We start from the raw sequence: 20,918 nt of genomic DNA on the forward strand, positions 1-20,918 counted from the left end.
CGCACCGCCCACGAAGAGCGTTCCCGTCGCGTTCCGCGAAAAGCGCACCGTGCCTCCTGCCCGTCGGGGATGTGCCGCCCACGTGACGGCGCGGGGCGGTTCGGACACCCAGCAGTACGGGTAAGGCGGCCGTTCGTATCGACCGAGTGGGTAAAGAAGTGTTGACCTTCTGTCAGAAGTGTTGACCGTTCCCCGGGAGAGAACTGGGCGAACGTTGGCCTAGATTCTCCGCATGCCCCCACAGCCACCCCCCAGGATGCCCGCGGCGCTGCCCGTCCTGCCCTACCGGAAGCCCACCAAGGGCCGTGACTACTGGGTCTTCGACGACGTCCTGCCCGACGTCGACGCCGTACGGCAGCGGTGCCTGGCCAAGGACGACTGGGCCCAGGGATATCCCTACACCTCCGAGACCTGGCCGGGGCTGCGCGCCATGCCCGGCCTGGAGCCAGCCGAACTCGCCGTCGTGGAACGGCTGGTGAAGCGGGCGACGGGGGCGAAGGAGCTGTGGGTGCAGCGGGCGCCCGGCGGCGGCACCCTGAACCACAACTGCGTCCAGGTGGTCGGCGAGGGCGAGAGCGAACCCCGTCCGCACACCGACTCGCGCGCCCTGTGCCGGTACGCGGCCGTGCTCTACCTCAACCCCGGTGCCCCGAAGGACTGCGGCACGGCCTTCTACCGCCAGTCCCTGCCCGGCGGCCGGCTCGGCGGCAACATCGTCCAGGCCCCGCACAACAACCTCGTCGAGGCCCTCGGCACCCGCTTCGTCCCGGGCGACCACTTCGAGGAGGACGTCCGCGTCCCCCACAGGTACAACCGCCTGCTCCTCTACAACGCCAACCTCGTGCACAGCGCGACGGGCTACACCGGTACGACGCTTCAGGACAAGCGCATGACGGCGGTGTTCTTCTGGATGGCGTGAGCGCGCCCCTCACCTGAGCAGCAGGGTCGCGGTCACCGCCGTGCAGCCGGCGCACACGGCCACGGTCACGGCGATCGCGACGGCCAGGCAGCGGCGGCGCAGCTCGGCGTAGCGGTGCTCGTACTCGGCGCGCAGCGAGACGCAGCGGGCGGCGACGCGCTCCAGGTCCGCCCGGGCCCGGCGCAGGCTGTCGGCCACGTAGCGCCGCTCCACCTCCTCGCGCTGCCCGGTGGTCAGCCAGTCCAGGGAGCCGGTGAAGTCCCGGGCGCGCTGCTCCGCCTCGGCGATCCGGGCCTGCCACAGGAGGTATCCCTCGACCTGGTCGGCGAGCGCGCGGTCGGTCCCGTGCCCGGGTGAGCCGGTCACGTCCGCCCTCGGTCGGCCCGTACCGGGACCTCGTGCTCGGTTGCCGCGATGTCGGGGTGGTGCAGGTCGAACGCGGGGGACTCGCTGCGGATGCGCGGCAGGGTGACGAAGTTGTGCCGCGGCGGCGGGCAGGACGTCGCCCACTCCAGCGAGCGGCCGTAGCCCCACGGGTCGTCGACGCCGACCGGCTTGCCGTACTTGGCGGTCTTCCAGACGTTGTAGAGGAACGGCAGCATCGACAGGCCGAGGACGAACGAGGCGATGGACGAGACGGTGTTCAGGGCGGTGAAGCCGTCGGCCGCCAGGTAGTCGGCGTACCGGCGCGGCATGCCCTCCACGCCCAGCCAGTGCTGGATCAGGAAGGTGCCGTGGAAGCCGACGAACAGCATCCAGAAGGTCATCTTGCCGAGGCGCTCGTCCAGCATCTTGCCGGTCCACTTCGGCCACCAGTAGTGGAACCCGGCGAACATCGCGAAGACGACCGTGCCGAAGACGACGTAGTGGAAGTGGGCCACCACGAAGTACGAGTCCGAGACGTGGAAGTCCATCGGCGGCGAGGCCAGGATGACCCCGGTCAGCCCGCCGAAGAGGAACGTCACGAGGAAGCCCGCCGCCCACAGCATCGGCGTCTCGAAGGAGAGGCTGCCCTTCCACATCGTGCCGATCCAGTTGAAGAACTTCACCCCGGTCGGCACGGCGATCAGGAACGTCATGAAGGAGAAGAACGGCAGCAGCACACCGCCGGTGACGTACATGTGGTGGGCCCACACGGTGGCGGACAGGCCGGCGATGGAGATGGTGGCGGCGATCAGGCCCATGTAGCCGAACATCGGCTTGCGGGCGAACACCGGGATGATCTCGCTGATGATGCCGAAGAACGGCAGGGCGATGATGTACACCTCGGGATGGCCGAAGAACCAGAAGAGGTGCTGCCACAGCAGCGCCCCGCCGTTCGTGGCGTCGAAGACGTGCGCGCCGAACTTGCGGTCCGCCTCCAGCGCGAACAGGGCCGCGGCCAGCACCGGGAACACCATGATGACCAGGACGGCGGTCAGCAGCACGTTCCACACGAAGATCGGCATGCGGAACATGGTCAGGCCCGGGGCGCGCATGCAGATGATCGTGGTGACGAAGTTGACCGAGCCGAGGATCGTGCCGAACCCGGAGAAGGCCAGGCCCATGATCCACAGGTCGGGCCCGATGCCGATGGAGCGGGTCGCGTCCGTCAGCGGGGAGTACGCGAACCAGCCGAAGTCGGCCGCGCCGTCCGGGGCGAGGAAGCCGGCGACCGCGATGAGCGAGCCGAACAGGTACAGCCAGTAGGCGAACATGTTCAGCCGCGGGAACGCCACGTCCGGCGCACCGATCTGCAGCGGCATGATCCAGTTGGTGAAGCCGGCGAACAGCGGCGTCGCGAACATCAGCAGCATCACGGTGCCGTGCATCGTGAACAGCTGGTTGAACTGCTCCTTGGAGACGATCTGGAGTCCCGGCCGGGCCAGCTCGGCGCGCATGAGCAGCGCCATCACCCCGCCGATCAGGAAGAACGCGAACGACGTCGCCAGGTACAGCGTCCCGATCGTCTTGTGGTCGGTGGTGGTCAGCCACTTCACCACGACGCTTCCGGGCTGCGTGCGCCTGACCGTCACCTCGCTCTCGTACGAGTCCTCGGGCGCGACGGCACCATGGGGTTCGTTGAGGATGCTCACAAGTCGTCTGTCTCCCGATGCTCGCGGTCCGCGCACGCCACGCGTCCGCTCCTCGCCATCCTGGCCGCGCGACGCCGCCCGCGCGCCCCCGGGCGCCCGACGCGCGGCCGATCGCGTGACGGATACACACGGATGGCGCAGCGGCGCGGCCGACGACCGGTGGGGGCGGCGCGGGGCGGTCGCGCGTGGGCCGGGGGGACGCGGCTCGCCGTACCGGGCGGGGAGCACCGGTGGCGGTGCTGCCTGGTCAGCGGGTGTGCCGTGGTGCGCCGGCCGTACAACTCCCCCGCGAACCACCTGGGGTGGCGAGCGCGGTGTGGGCCGGGGCCGGGTGCGGTACGGATGCCGGCATGAGCTGTGTCGCCATCGTGGGTGCCGGGCCGGGGCTGGGGGCCGCCGTGGCGCGGCGGTTCGGGCGGGAGGGGTTCGCCGTCGCGTTGTTCGCCCGGGACCGTGAGCACCTGGACCGGCTGGTGCGCAATCTCGCCGGGAGCGGGGTGCGGGCCGGCGGGTTCGCCGCCGACGTGCGCCGGCCCGAGGAACTCGCCGCGGCGCTGGAGCGGGCCGCCGGGGAGCTGGGGACCGTGGAGGTGCTCCAGTACAGCCCGGTGCCGCACCGGGACTTCATGCGGCCGGTGCTGGAGACCCGGCACCGGGACCTGGTCGGCCCGGTCGAGTTCTCCGTGTACGGGCCCGTCGCGGCCGTGCAGCAGGTGCTGCCGGGGATGCGGCGGCTCGGGCGCGGGACGATCCTCTTCGTCAACGGCGGGAGCGCGGCCGTACCGCATCCCGAGCGGGCCGGCACGTCGATCGCGTTCGCGGCGGAGAGCGCGTACGCGCGTCTGCTGCATGACCGGCTCGCGGGCGAGGGCATCCACGTCGCCCAGCTGGTGATCCCGGGCGCCATCACTCCCGGGCACGCGCGCAAGGACCCCGACGTGCTCGCGGAGGTGCTGTGGGGGCTGCACCGGGACCGGCACGGGTTCCGGACCTACGCCGACGACCTGGACGGCTGAGGCTCCCCGCCGTCGCCCGGACCGCTGCTGACGGGGCACCGTCAACCTGCGAGGTGGTGACGTGTAGGCCAATATGGTGACGTTGGCCGTACTGCTCTCTTCAAGGGGGCCTCGCATGGCTGTGGATATCCCGGCGATCATCGGCCCGTCCCGGCTCAGAAGCCGGGGAGGGCTCCTCGGCGAGTGTCTCGCCGAGTTCCTCGGGACCTTCGTCCTCATCGCCTTCGGCTGCGGTTCGGTCGCGATGGCGGTGGCCGCGCTGCCCGGGTCGGGCCGTGCCGCCACGCCCACCACGATCTTCCTCGCGGCCGGTGACTGGCTGCTGATCACCTGGGGCTGGGCGTTCGCCGTCGTCTTCGGCGTGTACGTGGCCGGGGGCGTCAGCGGCGCCCACATCAACCCGGCGGTCACCCTCGCCATGGCCGTGCGCCGCGGGTTCCCCTGGGCCAAGGTGCTGCCGTACTGGTTCGCGCAGGTCGTCGGCGCGCTCACCGGTGCGGCACTGGTCTACGCCGTGTACCACGACGCGATCAGCGCCTACGACCACCTGGTGGTGGCGCCGAAGGTGAACGGGCACACGAACGCCACCTTCTCCATCTTCGCGACCTTCCCGGCGGCGTACTTCCACGGCGGTTACTGGGGGCCGCTGGTCGACCAGATCGTCGGTACGGCCTTCCTCCTCATGCTGATCGCCGCCGTCCTCGACCTGCGCAACCAGGCGGTGAAAGCCAACCTCGGGCCCCTGATCGTGGGCTTCGTCGTCGCCGCCGTGGGCATGTCCTACGGCGCCAACGCGGGCTATGCCATCAACCCGGCCCGCGACTTCGGCCCGCGCCTGTTCACCTACGCGGCCGGCTGGGACGGCCTGGCCTTCCCGGGAAGCCTGCCCGGCTCGTTCAGCGCGTACTGGTGGATCCCGATCGTCGGTCCGCTGGTCGGCGGCGTGGTCGGGATCGTCGTGTACGACCTGTTCGTCGGCGACGTCCTGCTGGTGCGGGCGGAGCTGGCCGAACTGCCCGAGCCGGGGCGGTCGGCCCCGGTGCGGACGACGGACGAGGAGTGACCCGGCCGGCGTGGCTGACCGGCCTCAAGTGCACTGTGTGCAAGCCGAGTTGCCGCTCGGGTCGGCGGCTCGGCGGGCCGTCTCCGCGATCTCCTCCAGCGCCCCGAGGTGGCGGGCCAGCGCGCGGCGGCCGGTGAGCGTGAGCGAGGCCCAGGTGCGCGGGCGCTTGCCCAGGCAGCCCTTGCGGACGCTGACACAGCCGGCCTTCTCCAGCGCGGAGAGGGTCTTGCTCAGTACTTTCGTCGCTCGCCCTGGGCCTTTCGTCACAGGGGGCGGTCGGGCCAGTCCAGGAGGCGGGCGCCTATCACCGCCGTCTGGAGCATGTAGCGGTGGGCCGGGTCGGTGGGGTCGGCGCCGGTGAGGTGGTGGATGCGCTCCAGGCGGTAGGTGAGGGCCCGCACGCTCAGCGAGAGCCGGCGGGCCGCCTCCGCCGCCACGCAGCCCGCGTCGAAGTAGGCCGTCAGCGTGTCCAGGAGGGGTCCGGCGCCGCCCCTGGCCTGCGTCAGCGGGCCCAGGGTGTGCGAGACCAGGTCGGCCAGCGCCTGGCGGTCCCGGGCCAGGACCGGGTAGACGAGCAGGTCGGCGGCGCGCAGGACCGGGTCCGTCAGGTCCAGGCGTTCGGCCATCTCCAGCGCGGCCAGCGCCTCTTCGTAGGACTGGACGACTCCGCCGGGGCCCGGCCGGGGGCGGCCGATGGCGACGCGGCCGCCGGCCGTCGCCGCGTACGCCTGCTTGGCGAAGTGGGTGAGGATCTCGTCCTCGTCGCCCGGCGCGATGCACAGGAGCCGGCCGTTCTTGGTGGTGAACAGGATGCTGCGGGTGTCGTACCGGGCGAGGACCGCGGCCTCCACCTGGCGGGCCGCCCCGCTGCCCTCGACGTAGGGCGTCAGGGCCTCGGCCGCGGCCACCGCGTGCGCCCGGGACAGGCGCAGGCCGAAGCGCTCGGCGCGCTCGGCCAGGCGGCCCAGGTCGCTGCGGCCGTAGAGCAGGTCGTCGATGAACTCCCGGCGGGCCGCCTCCTCGCGGCGCACGGTGAGCCGCTGGGCGCGCTCGTAGCCCTCGGCGAAGGCGTCGACCGCCTGCTCCACCGCGGCCAGCGCGGCCAGCGTGCTCTCCGCCGAGCCGGGACCGACCGGCCAGGCGGCCCGCGCGGCGGCCAGGTGCGCGACGACCAGGGCGCGCAGGCCGTGCCCCGCCTCGGCGGCCTGCTCGCCCAGCGTGCGGCGGGCCTTCAGCTCCTCCCGGGTCAGCCGGCGCCCGGTGGCCGCGACGTCGGCGAGGGCGTGGGGGAAGCCGTCCAGATAGTGCTCGTAGTGCCCGGATATGTCGTGCCGGTCCCGCACGCCGTCCGCCCCCGTCCCCCGTGCCCCGCGATCTTGACGCGCCGGTGACGCTTTCTTAGCGCATGTCCGGCATGCAGACCCTAGTGAACACTGCCGGAAACCGGCAATGCGCTGGTACGCGCCCCCGCGCACCATTGCCTCAGGGGAGCACTACGGGGGGTTCCGGTGCCGGACACCGGCAGGTGTCCGGCACCGGAGCTGTACGAGGGGCTCCGATTTCGTCGTCTGAGGCAAGGACGTATGTCATGGAAGCCCTCGGTGTGCTCGTCGCCGCCTGTCTCGTCGTCGTGGTGCTCGCGGTGCTGGCGTTCTCGCGGCTGTACCGCAAGGTGGACCAGAGCCAGGCCCTGATCGTGTCCAAGACGCGCCGGGTGGACGTGTCCTTCACCGGCCAGGTCGTGCTGCCGATCCTGCACAAGGCCGAGGTCATGGACATCTCGGTGAAGACCATCGAGATCTCCCGCTCCGGCCGCGACGGCCTGATCTGCCGGGACAACATCCGCGCCGACATCCGGATCCTGTTCTTCGTCAAGGTCAACAAGACCGTCGAGGACGTCATCAAGGTAGCCCAGACCGTCGGCACCGAGCGCGCCAGCCACCAGGACACGCTCCAGGAGCTGTTCCACGCGAAGTTCTCCGAGGCGCTGAAGACCGTCGGCAAGCAGATGGACTTCACCGACCTGTACACCAAGCGTGAGGAACTCCGGTACCACATCATCGAGTTGATCGGCATCGACCTCAACGGCTACCACCTGGAAGACGCCGCGATCGACTACCTGGAGCAGACCCCGCTCACCCAGCTGGACCCGGCCAACGTCCTCGACGCGCAGGGCATCCGCAAGATCACCGAGCTGACCGCCGTCGAGCACGTGCGCACCAACGACGCCCAGCGCAACGAGCAGAAGGAGATCACCCGGCAGAACGTCGACGCGCGCGAGGCCATCCTGGAGCTGGACCGCCGGCAGGCGGACGCCGAGATCAAGCAGAAGCGGGAGATCGAGACCTCCCGGGCCCGCGAGGAGGCCGAGACGGCCCGCGTGGTCGAGGAGGAGCGGCTGCGCGCCCAGGGCGCCTTCCTGCGCACCGAGGAGCAGCTGGGGGTCCAGCGCGAGAACCAGGCCCGCGAGATCGCCGTCGCCGCGAAGAACCGCGAGCGGGTCATCGCCGTCGAGAGCGAGCGCATCGAGAAGGACCGGCTGCTGGAGGTCATCGCGCGCGAGCGGGAGACCCAGCTGACGCGGATCGCCGCCGAGAAGGAGGTCGAGGCGGAGAAGCGCGAGATCGCCGAGGTCATCCGGGAGCGGGTCGCGGTGGACCGTACGGTCGCCGAGCAGGAGGAGTCCATCAAGAAGCTCCGCGTGGTCGAGGAGGCCGAGCGGGAGCGGCAGGCCCTCGTCATCGCCGCCGAGGCGGAGGCGCAGGAGAAGCTGGTCAAGGACATCAAGGCGGCCGAGGCGGCGGAGCAGGCGGCCACGCACCGGGCGGCCGAGGAACTGACCCTCGCCGAGGCCCGGTTGAAGACCGCAGACCTCGACGCCCGCGCCAAGCTGCGGCTCGCCGAGGGCGTCCAGGCGGAGGCCGCCGCCGAGGGACTCGCCGCCGTCCAGGTCCGCGACAAGGAGGCCGAGGTCACCGCCAAGGCCGGACGCGCCGAGGCCGAGGCCACACAGGCGCGGCTGACGGCCGAGGCCGAGGGCACCCAGGCCAAGGCACTCGCCGAGGCGGAGGGCGCCCGGGCGAAGAGCCTCGCCGAGGCCGAGGGCACGCGGGCCAGGGGGCTCGCGGAGGCCGAGGGCGCGCGGGCGGCCGCGGAGGCCACCGAGGCGCGGCTGAAGGCCGAGGCGGAGGGCGCGCGGGCCAAGGGCCTGGCCGACGCGGAGGGCGCCAGGGCGAAGGCGCTCGCCGAGGCCGCCGCCATCGGCGAGAAGCTGAAGGCGGAGGCCGCGGGCCTGACCGAGAAGGCCGCCGCGATGGCCGCCCTCGACGAGGCGTCGCGCGGACACGAGGAGTACCGGCTCCGGCTGCAGGCCGAGAAGGAGATCCGGCTGGCCGGCCTGGAGACCCAGCGGCAGGTCGCCGAGGCCCAGGCGACGGTCCTCGCGACCGGCCTGGAGAACGCCGACATCGACATCGTCGGCGGCGAGTCCGTCTTCTTCGACCGGCTGGTCTCCTCCGTCTCGCTCGGCAAGGGAGTGGACGGCTTCATCGACAACTCCCGTACCGCGCAGGCACTGGCGGGCTCCTGGCTGGACGGATCGGCCAGCTTCACCGACGACCTGAGCCGGGTGCTGGGCTCGCTGGGCTCGGCGGACGTGCGGAACCTGACGGTGTCGGCGCTGCTGATGAAGCAGATCAAGGGCGGCGGCCCGAACGCGGGCCAGCTCCAGAAGCTCCTCGACCGGGCGAGCGAACTGGGCCTGGAGGACACCCCGTTGACGGCGCTGAACGGGAGCAGCGCGCTGAACTGAGGACAGCGCCCCGAGCCGGTAGCCGCACAGTCCACGAAGGGAAACCCATCCGCCATGGCAACCGATGGTGCCGTCGACCCCGGTACCTACGAGGTGCTCCGCGACCGGCTCGCCGGGCATGCCGCCGAGCTGGCCCGGCGGGCCGGGGATCTCAACGACCGCCGGGCCGAGGAGTTCGGCTCGGCGCGGCTCGCCCTCGCGTCCACCGCTCGCCTCCGCAGCGAGCACCCGTGCGCCCCGAGCGACATCGTGGCCGTAGGGAACGCGCTGCTCTTCGGCGGAACGGGCAGCGCCGACGACGTACTCGCGCTGTACGGCCGGGACGGCGAGCGGCTGCCCCCCGACACCGTCCCCGGCCTCCTCGACGACCCCGCGTTCGTGCGGGAGTCCGGCGCGCTGCACCGTTACTACCGCGGAGCGAGCCTGCTGCGGCTGCGCCGGGTCGAGGGCCGGCTGCTGGCGGTGTTCCGCACCGGCGAGAAGGCCGACGACGTGCGCGTCCTGCGCTGGAGCGTCGCCGACGACGGCCGGGTGGCGTTCCTGGACGCGCGCGGCGACCGCGACGACGTCTTCCCGCCCGGCCAGGACGTCACCTGGACCGAGACCACCCGCGAGGACCACGTCCTCGGCCGCGAGGGCCGCGACCCGTACGTGGCCGTGCCGGGCGGGCTCGCGGTGACCACCGTCGGCGGCCACCTCACCGTGCGCACCCCGGACGTCGCGGAGCCGCTGCTCAGCGAGCCCGTGCAGGAGCCCCTGCAGGCCCTCGCGGACGCGGCCGTCGCGCACGCCCAGGCGGGACCGCTGGTGCTGCTGCGGGTCCGGCCGTACAAGGAGGACGCCGACCGGTACCTGGTCTTCGACACGCTGACCCGCAGCGTCGTCCGGCTCGACGGGATCGGGCAGGCGTGCCGGCGGCTGCCCGAGGAGCAGGGCATCGTGTTCCCCGGCGGGTACGTCCTCGCCGGCGGTGGCCACAAGTCGTACGAACTCGACGTGCGCGGCCTGGAGTTCGAGCGGGAGGTGCGCGCACCGAACGGCGAGGACGTGCTGTACGCGTTCCGCTCCCGGGCCGGCGGGCGCGCCCTGCTGCTGCCGTACAACACCCTGCGCAAGGAGGTGGCGACCCCGCTGCCGTGCCGGGGCTGGGCGCTGTTCGAGGACGGGGCGCTCGCCGTGCTGCGCGACGGCGGCGACGAGCCCGCGCACACCCACCCGCTGCAGTGGTGGACCTCGCCGTACGTCTCCGACACCCACGCCGCCGCCCTGCGCACCGGCACCGGCGCCCTCGCCCGCGTCGGCAACGCCGACCTCGTCCGGGGGCTCGCCGACTGCCTCTCCGTGGCCCGGCTGGTCGCCGACGGGATCGAGACCGGCGCGGGCTACCGGGCGCTGACCGCCGCCTGCGTACGCGCCGCCGACACCCACCACTGGCTCACCGACCCCGAACTCGGCGCGCTGGCCGCCCCGTTGGCCGAGGTGCGCGCCACCGCCGAGCAGGTGCTGGCCGAGTTCGAGACCGTGCGGGAGTTGACCCGGCAGGCCGCCGAGGCCCTGGACGAGGCGGCCGAGCGGATCGCCGCCGTCGTGCGGCGGCTGCGCGGCGAGGCCCCGCGCGAGGCCGCCGCCTGGGTACGCGGACTGACCGAGCTGCGGCACGCCCACGGCCACCTGCTCACCCTGGGGGAGCTGCGCTACGTCGACGCCGAGCGGCTCGCCGCGCTGGCCTCCGGCGCCGAGGACGACCTCGCCGTGTTCGGGCGGCGGGCGGTGGCGTTCCTCGCCCGCGAGGACGCCTTCACCGGGCAGCGGGAGGAGGTCGAGCGGCTCGTCACCGAGGCCGCCGCCGTCGAGACCGTGGCCGGTGCCGCGCCCGTCGCCGCCCGGCTGGACGACCTCGCCGACGGGCTGCGCACGGTCACCGAGGTCGTCACCGGCCTCGACATCGCCGACGCCACAGTCCGCACGGCCGTGCTGGAGCGGATCGCCGACGTCCTGGGCGGGGTCAACCGGGCCCGGGCGACCCTCGACGCCCGCCGCCGCGCCCTGAAGGACCACGAGGGCAGGGCGGAGTTCGCCGCCGAGACCGCGCTGCTCGCGCAGGGCCTCACCGCCGCGCTCGGCGCCTGCGGCACCCCGCAGGAGTGCGACGACCAACTCGCCGCCGTGCTCGGCCGGCTGGAGGACCTGGACGGCCGGTTCGCCGAGTTCGACGACTTCCTCGCCGAACTCGCCGACCGGCGCACCGAGGTCTACGAGGCCTTCGCCGCCCGCAAGCAGTCCCTCGCCGACGCCCGCGCCCGCCGCGCCGAACAGCTCGCCGTCTCGGCCGGCCGCATGCTGGAGACGATCGCCCGCCGCGCGGCCGCGCTCCCGGACACCGAGGCGGTCACCACCTACTTCGCCTCCGACCCGCTGGTCGGCAAGGTCCGCCGCACCGGCGGCGAACTGCGCGCCCTCGGCGACAGCGTGCGCGCCGAGGAACTCGACGGCCGGCTGAAGTCCGCCCGCCAGGAGGCCGCCCGCGCCCTGCGCGACCGCACCGACCTGTACACCGACGACGGCCGCACCCTGCTGCTCGGCGGCCACCGCTTCGCCGTCAACACCCAGCCGCTCGACCTCACCCTCGTCCCGCACGGCGACGCCCTCGCCTTCGCGGTGACCGGCACCGACTACCGCGCCCCGGTCACCGACCCCGACTTCGCGGCGTACCGCCCCTACTGGGAGCGCCACCTGCCGTCCGAGTCGCCGCAGGTGTACCGCGCCGAGTACCTGGCGGCCCGGCTGCTCGCCGAGCACGGACCGGCCGCCCTCGCCGCCGCCGACGACCTGCCCGGCCTCGTGCGCCGGGCGGCGCAGGAGGCGTACGACGAGGGGTACGAGCGCGGTGTCCACGACCATGACGCGACGGTCGTGCTCCAGGCCCTGCTGCCGCTGTACGAGGGCGCCGGCACCCTGCGCCACGAACCCGCCGCCCGCGCCGCCGCCCAGCTGTTCTGGACGCACGGCACGACGCCGCGGGACCGCACGGCCTGGACCCGGCGCGCGGTGTCACTGGCCCGCGCCCGGGACGCCTTCGGCGCCGTACCGGCGGTCGGCGAGCTGGAGCGGGAGCTGGCGGCGGCGATCGAGGCGTGGGACCCGGCCGCGCCGGGCGGCCCGGCGGCCGCGTACCTCTTCGAGGAGCTGACCTGCGGTCCCGACGGCTTCGTGCTCGGGGTCGGGGCGCGCACCCTGCTGGAGAAGTTCCGCCACGCCGGCGGACGCTACGGCGACGACGACCTGCGCGACCTGCCCGGCCTCGCCGCGCGCCGGCAGGTGGTCGCGGCCTGGCTCGGCGCGTACGCCGCAGCGACCGGCACCGAGGCGGGCCCCGGCGAGCTGGCGGAGGCGGTGGCCGCGGAGCTGTGCCCCGGCCTGCCCCGCTACGACGGCGACGCCCTGCTCACGGCGACGGCCGAGGGGCTGCTGGGCGCGCACCCACGCCTGACGTCCGGCCGGCTCGCCCTGCGGATCGACGAGTTCCTCGCCCGCACGGCCCGCTTCACGGCCGAGGAGGTCCCCGCCTTCCGCGCCTACCAGCGCCGCCGTACGGCCCTGGTGGCGACCGAACGCGACCGGCTCCGCCTGGCCGACCACCGCCCCCGGGTGATGTCGGCGTTCGTGCGCAACCGGCTGGTGGACGAGGTGTACCTGCCGCTGGTCGGCGACAGCCTGGCCCGCCAGCTCGGCACCACCGGCGACTCCAAGCGCACGGACACCGGCGGGCTGCTCCTGCTCGTCTCCCCGCCCGGCTACGGCAAGACCACGCTCATGGAGTACGTCGCCGACCGGCTCGGCCTGATGCTGGTCAAGGTCAGCGGCCCGGCGCTCGGCCACGCGGTCACCTCGCTGGACCCGGCCGACGCCCCGAACGCCACCGCCCGGCACGAGATCGAGAAGATCAACTTCGCGCTGGCGGCGGGCAACAACACGCTCTTGTACATGGACGACATCCAGCACACCTCGCCCGAGCTGCTGCAGAAGTTCATCCCGCTGTGCGACGCCACGCGCCGGGTGGACGGCGTCTGGGACGGCGAGCCGCGCTCCTACGACCTGCGCGGCAAGCGGTTCGCGGTGTGCATGGCCGGCAACCCCTACACCGAGTCCGGTGAGCGCTTCCGCATCCCCGACATGCTCGCCAACCGGGCCGACGTGTGGAACCTCGGGGACGTCCTCACCGGCAAGGAGGACGTCTTCGCGCTCAGCTTCCTGGAGAACGCCCTCACCGCCAACCCGGTCCTCGCCCCGCTCGCCGCCCGCGACCGCGCCGACCTCGACCAGCTCGTCCGGCTGGCCGCCGGCGACCCCACGGCCCGCGCGGACCGTCTCGCCCAGCCGCTGCCGGCGGCCGAACTGGAGCGTGTGCTGGCCGTGTTGCGCCATGCCGTCGCCGTCCGCGAGACGGTGCTGGCCGTGAACGCGGCCTACATCGCCTCCGCCGCCCAGTCCGAGGCCGCCCGCACGGAACCCCCGTTCCGCCTCCAGGGCTCCTACCGCGACATGAACCGCATCGCCCAGCGGCTGCGCCCGGTCATGAACGACGCCGAGCGCGAGGCCGTCGTCCAGGACCACTACACCGCCGAGGCCCAGACCCTCACCACCGGCGCCGAGGCCAACCTGCTGAAGCTGGCCGAACTGCGCGACTCGCTGGACGCCGGCCAGGCGGCGCGCTGGGCCGAGGTGAAGAGGGCCCACGTCCGCGCCCGCACGCTCGGCGGCCCCGAGGACGATCCGGTGACGCGCGCCGTGGCCGCCTTGGGGTTGCTGGCGGACCGGATCGCGGCGGTGGAATCGGCGATCAGCAGGGTCCGCGGCGACGGACAGGAGCGGTGAGGCGGTATCCCCTACGGCGGCGGGGTCGGGTGTTCATCGCAGGCCCTTGCCGTGGGGCAGGGGCACGTCCTCGTCTGACGGCACCAGGCGTGCAGGTCTTCGTACTCGTGGCGCGTGGCGAGCGTGCACTCGGCCGACCGCGCCGACGCGTCCGCCGGGGTGGGCGCGCTCACGGCTCACCCCCCGCACGGCAGGAGCGGGGGGGCAGGACGAGTACTCCGGCTGGGGCGGGAAGTGGGTTGCGCAGTCCGGGCAGGCGTACACGTTGAAGCCGGGCCCGGTGTTGGCGTGCACCTCGGAGACGACGACCGGCTGATCGGTGGTGACGTTGCAGCGGACGCACATCCGAACCGGCTGCCGCCGTCCCGGTCCCGCCTCGGGGCGCTCGGGGCTCGCGTCCATCAGGCCACCGCCTCCGCGCCGACGACGTGCCCGGAGGCACATTCCGGCGCTCGTGGTCCCTGCCCGTGCCGTCGTAAACATCGGCAACGGCAGGGCAGCGCGACACTGAACCGGCACCACACTGATCACCGGGCCGGGAAGGCCGTGGTGAGGTCAGCCGAGGCAGACCAGGACGAGGCAGAGCTGGTTGGAGGAGGGGGACGAGGGGGAGGACGGCGAGGACGACGAGGAAGAGGACGTCGAGGTCGAGGTCTGGCCGGAGCCGGCGGAGGTGCCGGTGCTGGTGCCCGTGCTGGGGGGCGGGACGGACGTCGAGCCCGTGCCGCCCGTCGCCGTACCGGAGGCGGAGGCGGTGCCGCCCTGCCCCGAGGAGATGGGGGCGCTCTGCGCCGCGGTGCCCGTCGGGCGGGGCGTCGTGGGGACGCTGTCCGGCCTGCTGACCGAGGCCGCCGTGCGGGGCGCGGAGGCGTGGGCGGGCTGCTGGGCGACGTAGGTGCGGGAGCCGGTGGAGCCGGCCGGAGCCTGCGCGGGGGAGGTGCCGGGCGCGGCCTTGTGGCGCGGGGCGGACGCGGTCGGCGTCGCGGACGCCGGTCCGCCGGGGGAGGCGGGGCGTTCCTGGCCGAGGCCCATGCTGTGGTTGTCCGGTGCGGTGGCCGCCTGGGCGCGGTCGCCGGAGCCGCGGTCCATCGAGGAGAGCGTCAGACCGCCCCCGACGAGCGCGACGGCGGTCGCCACCACGGCGCGGCGCTGGCTCTTCTTCCAGCGGGCCAGTTGCCGCCGCCGGGCCGCCCGCCCCTGCGGGGCCGGGGGCGCGTCCGTGACATCGGCGACGGCGGCGTCCGCCGGGTCCGCCGCTGGCGCCGCCACTGCGGCCGTCGCCGCCTCGGTGCCGTACTCGGCCGGGCCGGCGGGCGGCACGTCGTCGAACCAGCGACCGGTGTCGGTGACCGGCAGGTGTGAAGGGGGTGTGGGGGCGGCGTGCGCGCCGGTGTACCCGGCGGCGCCGGGCGGGGCGATGTCCGGGGCGTAGGCGCCGCACCCGGGACAGACCAGGGCACCGTTGAGGTGCCGGCGGCACGAGGAGCAGTAGTCCATCTGCGGTCTTCCTGAGTTGACTGCGCCGTCGGCCACCGGGGCCACGGCCTGGTCACGCTCGTACGGGAGATCGAGCGACCCCACACGCTAACGAGCCTTTCGAAAGGCTGTGTGCAGTCGGTGTGGCACTCCTGCGCAGATTCTCGGCCGCCGGCATATGCCACGGCCCTGACCGTCCCGCTCCCGGCCCAGCCAGCAGGGTGAAACCCGCCGGGCGCCCCGGCCGGTGCGCCGGCGCCTGCCGGGACGGTCGGCATAGTGGCGGGCGGCTCCGCACCGGATCGGCAGGAGGAAACGCATGCTCGGCACAGATTTCCGTACCGGCTCACCCGTCTGGCTCGACCTCGGCAGCCCCGACATCGACCGGGCCGCCGCCTTCTACGGCGCGGTGTTCGGCTGGCGGTTCGCGTCGGCGGGCCCCGACGCGGGCGGCTACGGCTTCTTCCAGCAGGAGGGTGCGACGGTGGCCGCGGCCGGCCGGCTGACCGAGGAGGGTGCGCGGTCCGCCTGGATGACGTACTTCCGGGCCGACGACATCGGGGCCGCAGTGGACGACGTGACCTCGTCCGGCGGCACGGTGCGGGTGGCGCCGGTGAGCATGGGCGAGGCCTCCATGGCGCAGTTCACCGATCCCCAGGGCGCCCGGTTCGCCGTGCTCCAGTCCGGCATGGGACTGCAGCGGACGTCGGAGGACAACGCGCTGGTGTGGGTGGAGCTGCATGTCGCCGACCCCGAGGCGGCCCTCGCCTTCTACCGGCGGCTCTTCGGCTGGCGCTCGGCGGAGATGTCGGCGCCGGGCATGACGTACCGGGTGCTGAGCATCGCCGACGGCGACCAGCAGGAAGGCGCCTTCGGCGGTGTGGCGCCGCTCAGGGACGGCCAGGACGCGCGGTGGGTGCCGTATTTCGCGGTGGCCGACGCGGACGCGACCGCCACCGCGGCCCACGACAACGGCGGCACGGTCCTGATGCCCCCGGCCGACGTGCCCGACGTCGGCCGCGTCGCCTGGCTGGCCGACCCGGCCGAAGCCGTGTTCGCCGTCCTGCGACCGAACCCGAGACAGCAGGCCTAGGCGGGAGCGGCCGACGAATCCGGTGCCGGGTGCGGCCGCCGTGGCCGACAGGCGACGCCCCTCGGCCTGGGCGGCGCGCCGGGCAAGAGCCCCTGACGCGCCCCGTAGGACTGGAGCCTCCACACGACCGGCGCTCCGTACGTATGACTGGAGCCCCGTACGACTGGCGCTCGCGTGCGACCGGCGTCCCATGCAGCCGGCGTACCCGGCACTTCGCGCGTGCCGCCTCGGGGGTACCGGCGCTCCGTATGACTGGTGCCCCCGAGGGACCGGCGCGCGCCGCCCCCGGCGTACCCGGCACTCCGCGCGCGCCGCCCCGGCGTACCCGGTGCTCCGCGCGCCGCCCCGTGGGACCGGCGCCCGCGTGCGACTCGCGCCCGCGTGCCCCCGAGGGACCGGCGCGCGCCGCCCCCGGCGCACCCGGTACTCCGCGCGTGCCGCCCCCGTGGGACCGGCGCCCGCGTGCGGCCGGCGTCCCACGCGGCCCGCGCGGCCGGCACTGCGCGCACGCCGCGGCCGGCACTGCGCGCACGCCGCGGCCGGCACTGCGCGCACGCCGCGGCCGGCACTGCGCGCACGCCGCCCCCGGCGTACCCGGTGCGGCGGGCGGGTCCGGTGGGACGGGTCAGACCGTGGCGTCGGTGCCGGTCAGACCGTGGCGTCGGTGCCGGAGGCCTTGCGGCGGCGGACGATGAAGACCGCGCCCGCGCCGAGGGCGACCGCGGCGCCGCCCGTGAGGGCGATCAGGGGCAGGGCGGAGCCGGTGCCGGTCTCGGCGAGGTGGCCCTGGGGCTCGATCCTGGTGTTGCCGGCGGGCTGCGTCTTCGGCAGCGGCTTCTTGCCGCCCTGCGGCTTGGCGTCACCGGGCTCGCCGGGGTGGGAGCCGGCCTTGAGGACGTCGAACTCGTAGTAGCTGTCGTCGCCGGAGTAGACGCAGTTGCCCTTGTCGTCGGCGTACATGCCGATGCTGATGGCGAAGCCGAGGCCGGCCGGTGCCGTCTTGTCGACGCTCAGCCGCAGCTTGACGGAGAAGGACTCCTTGGCCTTGACGTCGGTGTAGCCGAGGTAGCCGGCGCCCGCGTCGCTGTCGTCCAGGGAGATGTCGTGCCAAGCGCCGGAGGACGGGTCCTGGTACTGGAGCGTGAGGTGGCTGGTGTCGATGAAGTAGTCGTCCTGGCCCGTCTGGGCGGCGAAGACACCGAGGTCGACGCGCTTGTAGGCGTGGTCGCCGGTGTTCTTCACGTGCAGCTCGAAGCCGTGGAAGCCGCTGCCGGCGACGATCTTCGAGGGCAGGCCGGACAGGCTGGTCCGCAGGCTGTCGTCGAACTTCGGCTCGTCGGAGTCGGCGCACTGGCCCGGGAACCCGGAGGGCGACGGGGAGGGCGAGGCCGAGACGGACGCCGAGGCGGTGGGCGCCGGCGAGGAGGAGGTGGCCGGGCTGGAGTCGCCGGCGGCCGGGGTCGACCCGGCGGGGGCCGGGCTGCTTCCCTGGCCGGCGGGCGCCGACTGCGTGGGCGAGGAGTCCTGCGCCGGCGGAGCCGAGTCGTCGGCGCCCGGCGTGGTCCCGCCCGCGGTGGGCGTGGCCTCGTCCTGGCCCGGGGTCGACTCGGCGACCGTGGGCGTCGAGTTGTCGCCGTCGGACGCGTGGGCGGCCGGGGCCGCGAGCAGGACGGCCGGGGCGATGGCGGCCGTCGCGGCGGCGAGGGCCAGGGAACGGCGAAGCTTCATACGAACCTCAGGGCAGGAGTGGCTGATGTGTTCGCAAACAAGACCTACGCCGACCGTAAAGAGTTGCCCAAGCCCTCACGGGATCTTTATGTGATCTGGACCACTCCCCGATGGTGCCAGCGGTCCGTTCCAGGTCACCCTCCGTCACCGGTCGTGAATTATGCGTTGACCCCGGCTGAACAGGCGTGCGACGGTGAGGACCATGGACCGAAGCCTGACCCCGGATCAAGTCGATGTCTTCGAGAAGGAGTTCGCCGCCCGGCCGGCGAACCGGCTGATGCAGAACGCGGTCACCCAGACCCCGGTGGACGACATCGCCCTCGACCGGCGGGTCCTCACCGGCATCGACCACTCCGTCTCCCACCACCTGGACGACTGGAAGGCCACCAACCAGAAGCAGAGCGGGCGCTGCTGGATGTTCGCCGGACTCAACCTGCTGCGGGTCGGCGCCGCGCGCAAGCTCGGGGTGAAGGACTTCGAGTTCTCGCAGAACTACCTCCTCTGGTGGGACAAGTTCGAGCGGGCGAACCACTTCCTGGAGGCGGTCATCGAGACCTCGGACCGGGACGTGGACGACCGTACGGTGGCGCGCCTGCTGACGGACCCGATCGGTGACGGCGGGCAGTGGAACATGTTCGTGGCCCTGGTCGCCAAGCACGGCCTGGTGCCCAAGTCGGCCATGCCGGAGACCGACAGCTCCTCCGCGACCCGGGCGATGAACCGGGCCCTGAAGACCCTGCTCCGCCAGGGCGCCCGCGACCTGCGCGGCCGGGCCGCCGAGGGCGCGGCGGCGCAGCGCGCGTACAAGCGGGAGGTGCTGGCCGCCGTCCACCGCGTGCTCAGCATCCACCTCGGCACGCCCCCGCAGCGGTTCCTGTGGCAGTGGGAGGACAAGGACAAGCGGTTCCACCGCGACGGCTGGCTCACCCCGGCGCAGTTCGCCGCGTCGTACGTGCAGCTGCCGCTGGACGAGTACGTCTGCCTGGTGCACGACCCGCGGGAGTCGAGCCCGGTCGGCCGCACCTTCACCGTCGAGTACCTCGGCAATGTCGTGGACGCCCCGCCGGTGGTCTACCTCAACGTCGAGATGGAGCTACTGAAGCGGCTGGCCATGGAGGCGATCGTGGGCGGCGAGCCGGTGTGGTTCGGCTGCGACGTGACCAAGATGATGCGCGCGGACGCCGGCGTCTGGGACGCCGCCCTCTTCGACTACGCGGCCGTCTACGACACCCCTTTCACCATGGACAAGGCCGCCCGGCTGCTGCACCACGACACGGAGATGACCCACGCGATGCTCTTCACCGGCGTCGACGTGGTGGACGGCGCCCCGCGCCGCTGGCGGGTGGAGAACAGCTGGGGCGAGGAGAAGGCCGACAGGGGCTTTTGGACCATGAACGACTCGTGGTTCGGCGAGCACGTCTTCGAGATCGCCGTCCGCCGCTCCGCCCTCCCACCGGACCTGGCCGCCGCCCTCGACGAGCCACCGATCGTCCTCCCCGCCTGGGACCCGATGGGCGCCTTGGCGCACTGACGCGGATGAGGGGTGCCCGGTGGGGTGCGGGGCGGATGGGGTGGATGAGGTGGGGGGTGGCTGGGGTGGCGGGGTTGCCGGCGGGGCGCGCTCGCCGGTCAGCGCGGGGGGTTCTCGGCGAGGTGGGTCAGGACGGCGGCGGCACCGTCCTCGGTGGCCATGAGCCGGGCGAGGGCGGCCGCGCGGCGGCGCAGCGGCTCGGCGCCGGCGGCCGTGATCGCGGCGGCCAGGTTCTCGGCGGTGAGGTCGCGGAACGGCAGCGGCCGGGGCGCGACGCCCAGCCGGTGCAGACGCGCCGCCCAGAACGGCTGGTCGGCCATGACCGGTACCGGCACGGCGGGCACCCCGGCCCGCAGCCCGGCACCGGTGGTGCCCGCCCCGGCGTGGTGGACGACGGCGGCCGTCCGGGGGAACAGCCAGTCGTGGGGGAGCTCGCCGACGGTCAGCACGTCGTCGCCCGCTCCGCTCAGCCCGGCCCACCCCGCCTGCACCACCGCGCGCACCCGGGCCCGCCGCGCCGCGGTGGCCACGAGCGTGCCGAGCCGCTCGCCCTCGCCCGGCGCCATGCTGCCGAAGCCGACGAACACCGGGGCCGGACCGGCCTGGAGGAAGTCGACCAGCTCGGGCGGCGGCTGCCAGCCGCGCGGCCGGGCGGGCCACCAGTAGCCCACCACGTCGACCCCCGCCGGCCAGTCCGCCGGGCGCGGCACCACCCGCGGACTGAAGCCGTGCAGGACGGGCCCGTGCTGCCCGAGCGGTGCCGACGGCGCTCCGGCCGGCAGGCCGAGGCGGTCACGCAGCCGGGCCGCGGCCCCCGCGAAGAGCACGCCCCCGCGCCGGAGCACCGCCCGCCCGGCGGCGAGATTGCCGTCGGGACCCAGTCCGTCCTCGGTCGCCGCGGCGCCCGGCAGGGGAAACTCCCGGGTGGCGAAGGCCGGTGCGAGATAGGTGCCGAGCACGGGGATGCCGTACGCCTCCCCGGCCGCCTGGGTGAACGCCGACGGCCCGAAGGCGGTCAGCAGCAGATCGGCTCCGCCCGCCACGGCCGCCGCCACGCCGTCGGCGAGACCGTCCAGAAAGGCCGTCATCACCGCCCGGGCCTCGGCCGGTGATCCCGCCCGGCCTCGCGACCGGATCAGCCGCTGGGGGTCTCCCGGAAGCTCCCGGTACGCGAGACCGCACGCCGTGACCAGCGGCGCGAAGGGGGCGTGGGCGGCCACGGCGACCTCGTGCCCGGCCTCCAGCAGCCGCCGGCCCAGCCCGGTGAACGGCGCTACGTCCCCCCGCGAACCGGCAGTGACGACCACAACCCGCATACCGCGATTGTCCCC

14 protein-coding genes are annotated in these 20,918 nt (G+C 73.8%); 7 read left to right on the forward strand and 7 right to left on the reverse strand.

All coding sequences use genetic code 11. The features are described from left to right. Positions 1 to 232: 232 nt before the first annotated feature. Positions 233 to 919, forward strand: a complete 687-nt coding sequence (locus tag ACZ60X_RS19760) for a DUF6445 family protein (RefSeq protein ID WP_469599918.1) — start codon at positions 233 to 235, stop codon at positions 917 to 919. A gap of 9 nt (positions 920 to 928) precedes the next feature. Here the strand turns inward: ACZ60X_RS19760 and ACZ60X_RS19765 are convergent, their stop codons facing one another. Further along, positions 929 to 1,285 (reverse strand): cytochrome C oxidase subunit I, encoded by a 357-nt coding sequence (locus tag ACZ60X_RS19765; RefSeq protein ID WP_469599920.1) that lies wholly within the window; start codon positions 1,283 to 1,285, stop codon positions 929 to 931. Continuing rightward, complete coding sequence (ctaD, locus tag ACZ60X_RS19770) at positions 1,282 to 2,994, reverse strand: aa3-type cytochrome oxidase subunit I (RefSeq protein WP_469599922.1); 1,713 nt, start codon at positions 2,992 to 2,994, stop codon at positions 1,282 to 1,284. Before ctaD ends, ACZ60X_RS19765 begins: the two co-directional genes overlap by 4 nt. 350 nt (positions 2,995 to 3,344) lie before the next feature. On the opposite strand from ctaD, the gene ACZ60X_RS19775 reads away from it, so the two are divergent. Next, on the forward strand, positions 3,345 to 4,010 hold the full coding sequence (locus ACZ60X_RS19775; protein WP_469599924.1) for an SDR family NAD(P)-dependent oxidoreductase: 666 nt from the start codon (positions 3,345 to 3,347) through the stop codon (positions 4,008 to 4,010). 115 nt (positions 4,011 to 4,125) lie between these two features. Continuing rightward, positions 4,126 to 5,073 carry an MIP/aquaporin family protein gene (locus tag ACZ60X_RS19780; RefSeq protein ID WP_469599926.1) on the forward strand — a complete coding sequence of 316 codons (948 nt, stop codon included), beginning with the start codon at positions 4,126 to 4,128 and terminating at the stop codon, positions 5,071 to 5,073. Positions 5,074 to 5,097: 24 nt separating this feature from the next. Here the strand turns inward: ACZ60X_RS19780 and ACZ60X_RS19785 are convergent, their stop codons facing one another. Continuing rightward, the gene (locus tag ACZ60X_RS19785) at positions 5,098 to 5,340 is read right to left on the reverse strand and encodes a transcriptional regulator (protein WP_469599928.1); all 243 of its coding nucleotides are present in this window, start codon (positions 5,338 to 5,340) and stop codon (positions 5,098 to 5,100) included. Continuing rightward, a complete protein-coding gene (locus ACZ60X_RS19790; protein WP_469599931.1) occupies positions 5,337 to 6,416 on the reverse strand; it encodes a PucR family transcriptional regulator in 1,080 nt (359 codons plus the stop codon). Before ACZ60X_RS19790 ends, ACZ60X_RS19785 begins: the two co-directional genes overlap by 4 nt. 245 nt (positions 6,417 to 6,661) lie before the next feature. Between ACZ60X_RS19790 and ACZ60X_RS19795 the strand changes: the two genes are divergently transcribed. Beyond that, a complete protein-coding gene (locus ACZ60X_RS19795) occupies positions 6,662 to 8,884 on the forward strand; it encodes a flotillin family protein (protein WP_469599933.1) in 2,223 nt (740 codons plus the stop codon). A 54-nt stretch (positions 8,885 to 8,938) separates the two neighbouring features. Then, positions 8,939 to 13,759: a DNA repair ATPase gene (locus ACZ60X_RS19800; RefSeq protein ID WP_469599935.1), complete on the forward strand. Its 4,821-nt coding sequence runs from the start codon at positions 8,939 to 8,941 to the stop codon at positions 13,757 to 13,759. A gap of 555 nt (positions 13,760 to 14,314) precedes the next feature. Here the strand turns inward: ACZ60X_RS19800 and ACZ60X_RS19805 are convergent. Continuing rightward, the gene (locus ACZ60X_RS19805) at positions 14,315 to 15,256 is read right to left on the reverse strand and encodes an SCO2400 family protein (RefSeq protein WP_469599937.1); all 942 of its coding nucleotides are present in this window, start codon (positions 15,254 to 15,256) and stop codon (positions 14,315 to 14,317) included. 298 nt (positions 15,257 to 15,554) lie between these two features. On the opposite strand from ACZ60X_RS19805, the gene ACZ60X_RS19810 reads away from it, so the two are divergent. Then, positions 15,555 to 16,328, forward strand: coding sequence for a VOC family protein (locus ACZ60X_RS19810; RefSeq protein ID WP_469599939.1), 774 nt, complete (start codon positions 15,555 to 15,557; stop codon positions 16,326 to 16,328). A 648-nt stretch (positions 16,329 to 16,976) separates the two neighbouring features. On the opposite strand, the gene ACZ60X_RS19815 is transcribed toward ACZ60X_RS19810, so the two are convergent. After that, positions 16,977 to 18,056 (reverse strand): LPXTG cell wall anchor domain-containing protein, encoded by a 1,080-nt coding sequence (locus ACZ60X_RS19815; protein WP_469599941.1) that lies wholly within the window; start codon positions 18,054 to 18,056, stop codon positions 16,977 to 16,979. A 202-nt stretch (positions 18,057 to 18,258) separates the two neighbouring features. Here ACZ60X_RS19815 and ACZ60X_RS19820 point away from each other — a divergent pair, with 202 nt between their 5' ends. After that, positions 18,259 to 19,587, forward strand: a complete 1,329-nt coding sequence (locus ACZ60X_RS19820; RefSeq protein ID WP_469599943.1) for a C1 family peptidase — start codon at positions 18,259 to 18,261, stop codon at positions 19,585 to 19,587. A gap of 98 nt (positions 19,588 to 19,685) precedes the next feature. On the opposite strand, the gene ACZ60X_RS19825 is transcribed toward ACZ60X_RS19820, so the two are convergent. Next, positions 19,686 to 20,903, reverse strand: a complete 1,218-nt coding sequence (locus ACZ60X_RS19825; RefSeq protein WP_469599946.1) for a glycosyltransferase — start codon at positions 20,901 to 20,903, stop codon at positions 19,686 to 19,688. Positions 20,904 to 20,918 lie beyond the last annotated feature (15 nt).

Source organism: Streptomyces sp. NPDC104106 (genome assembly GCF_055584345.1).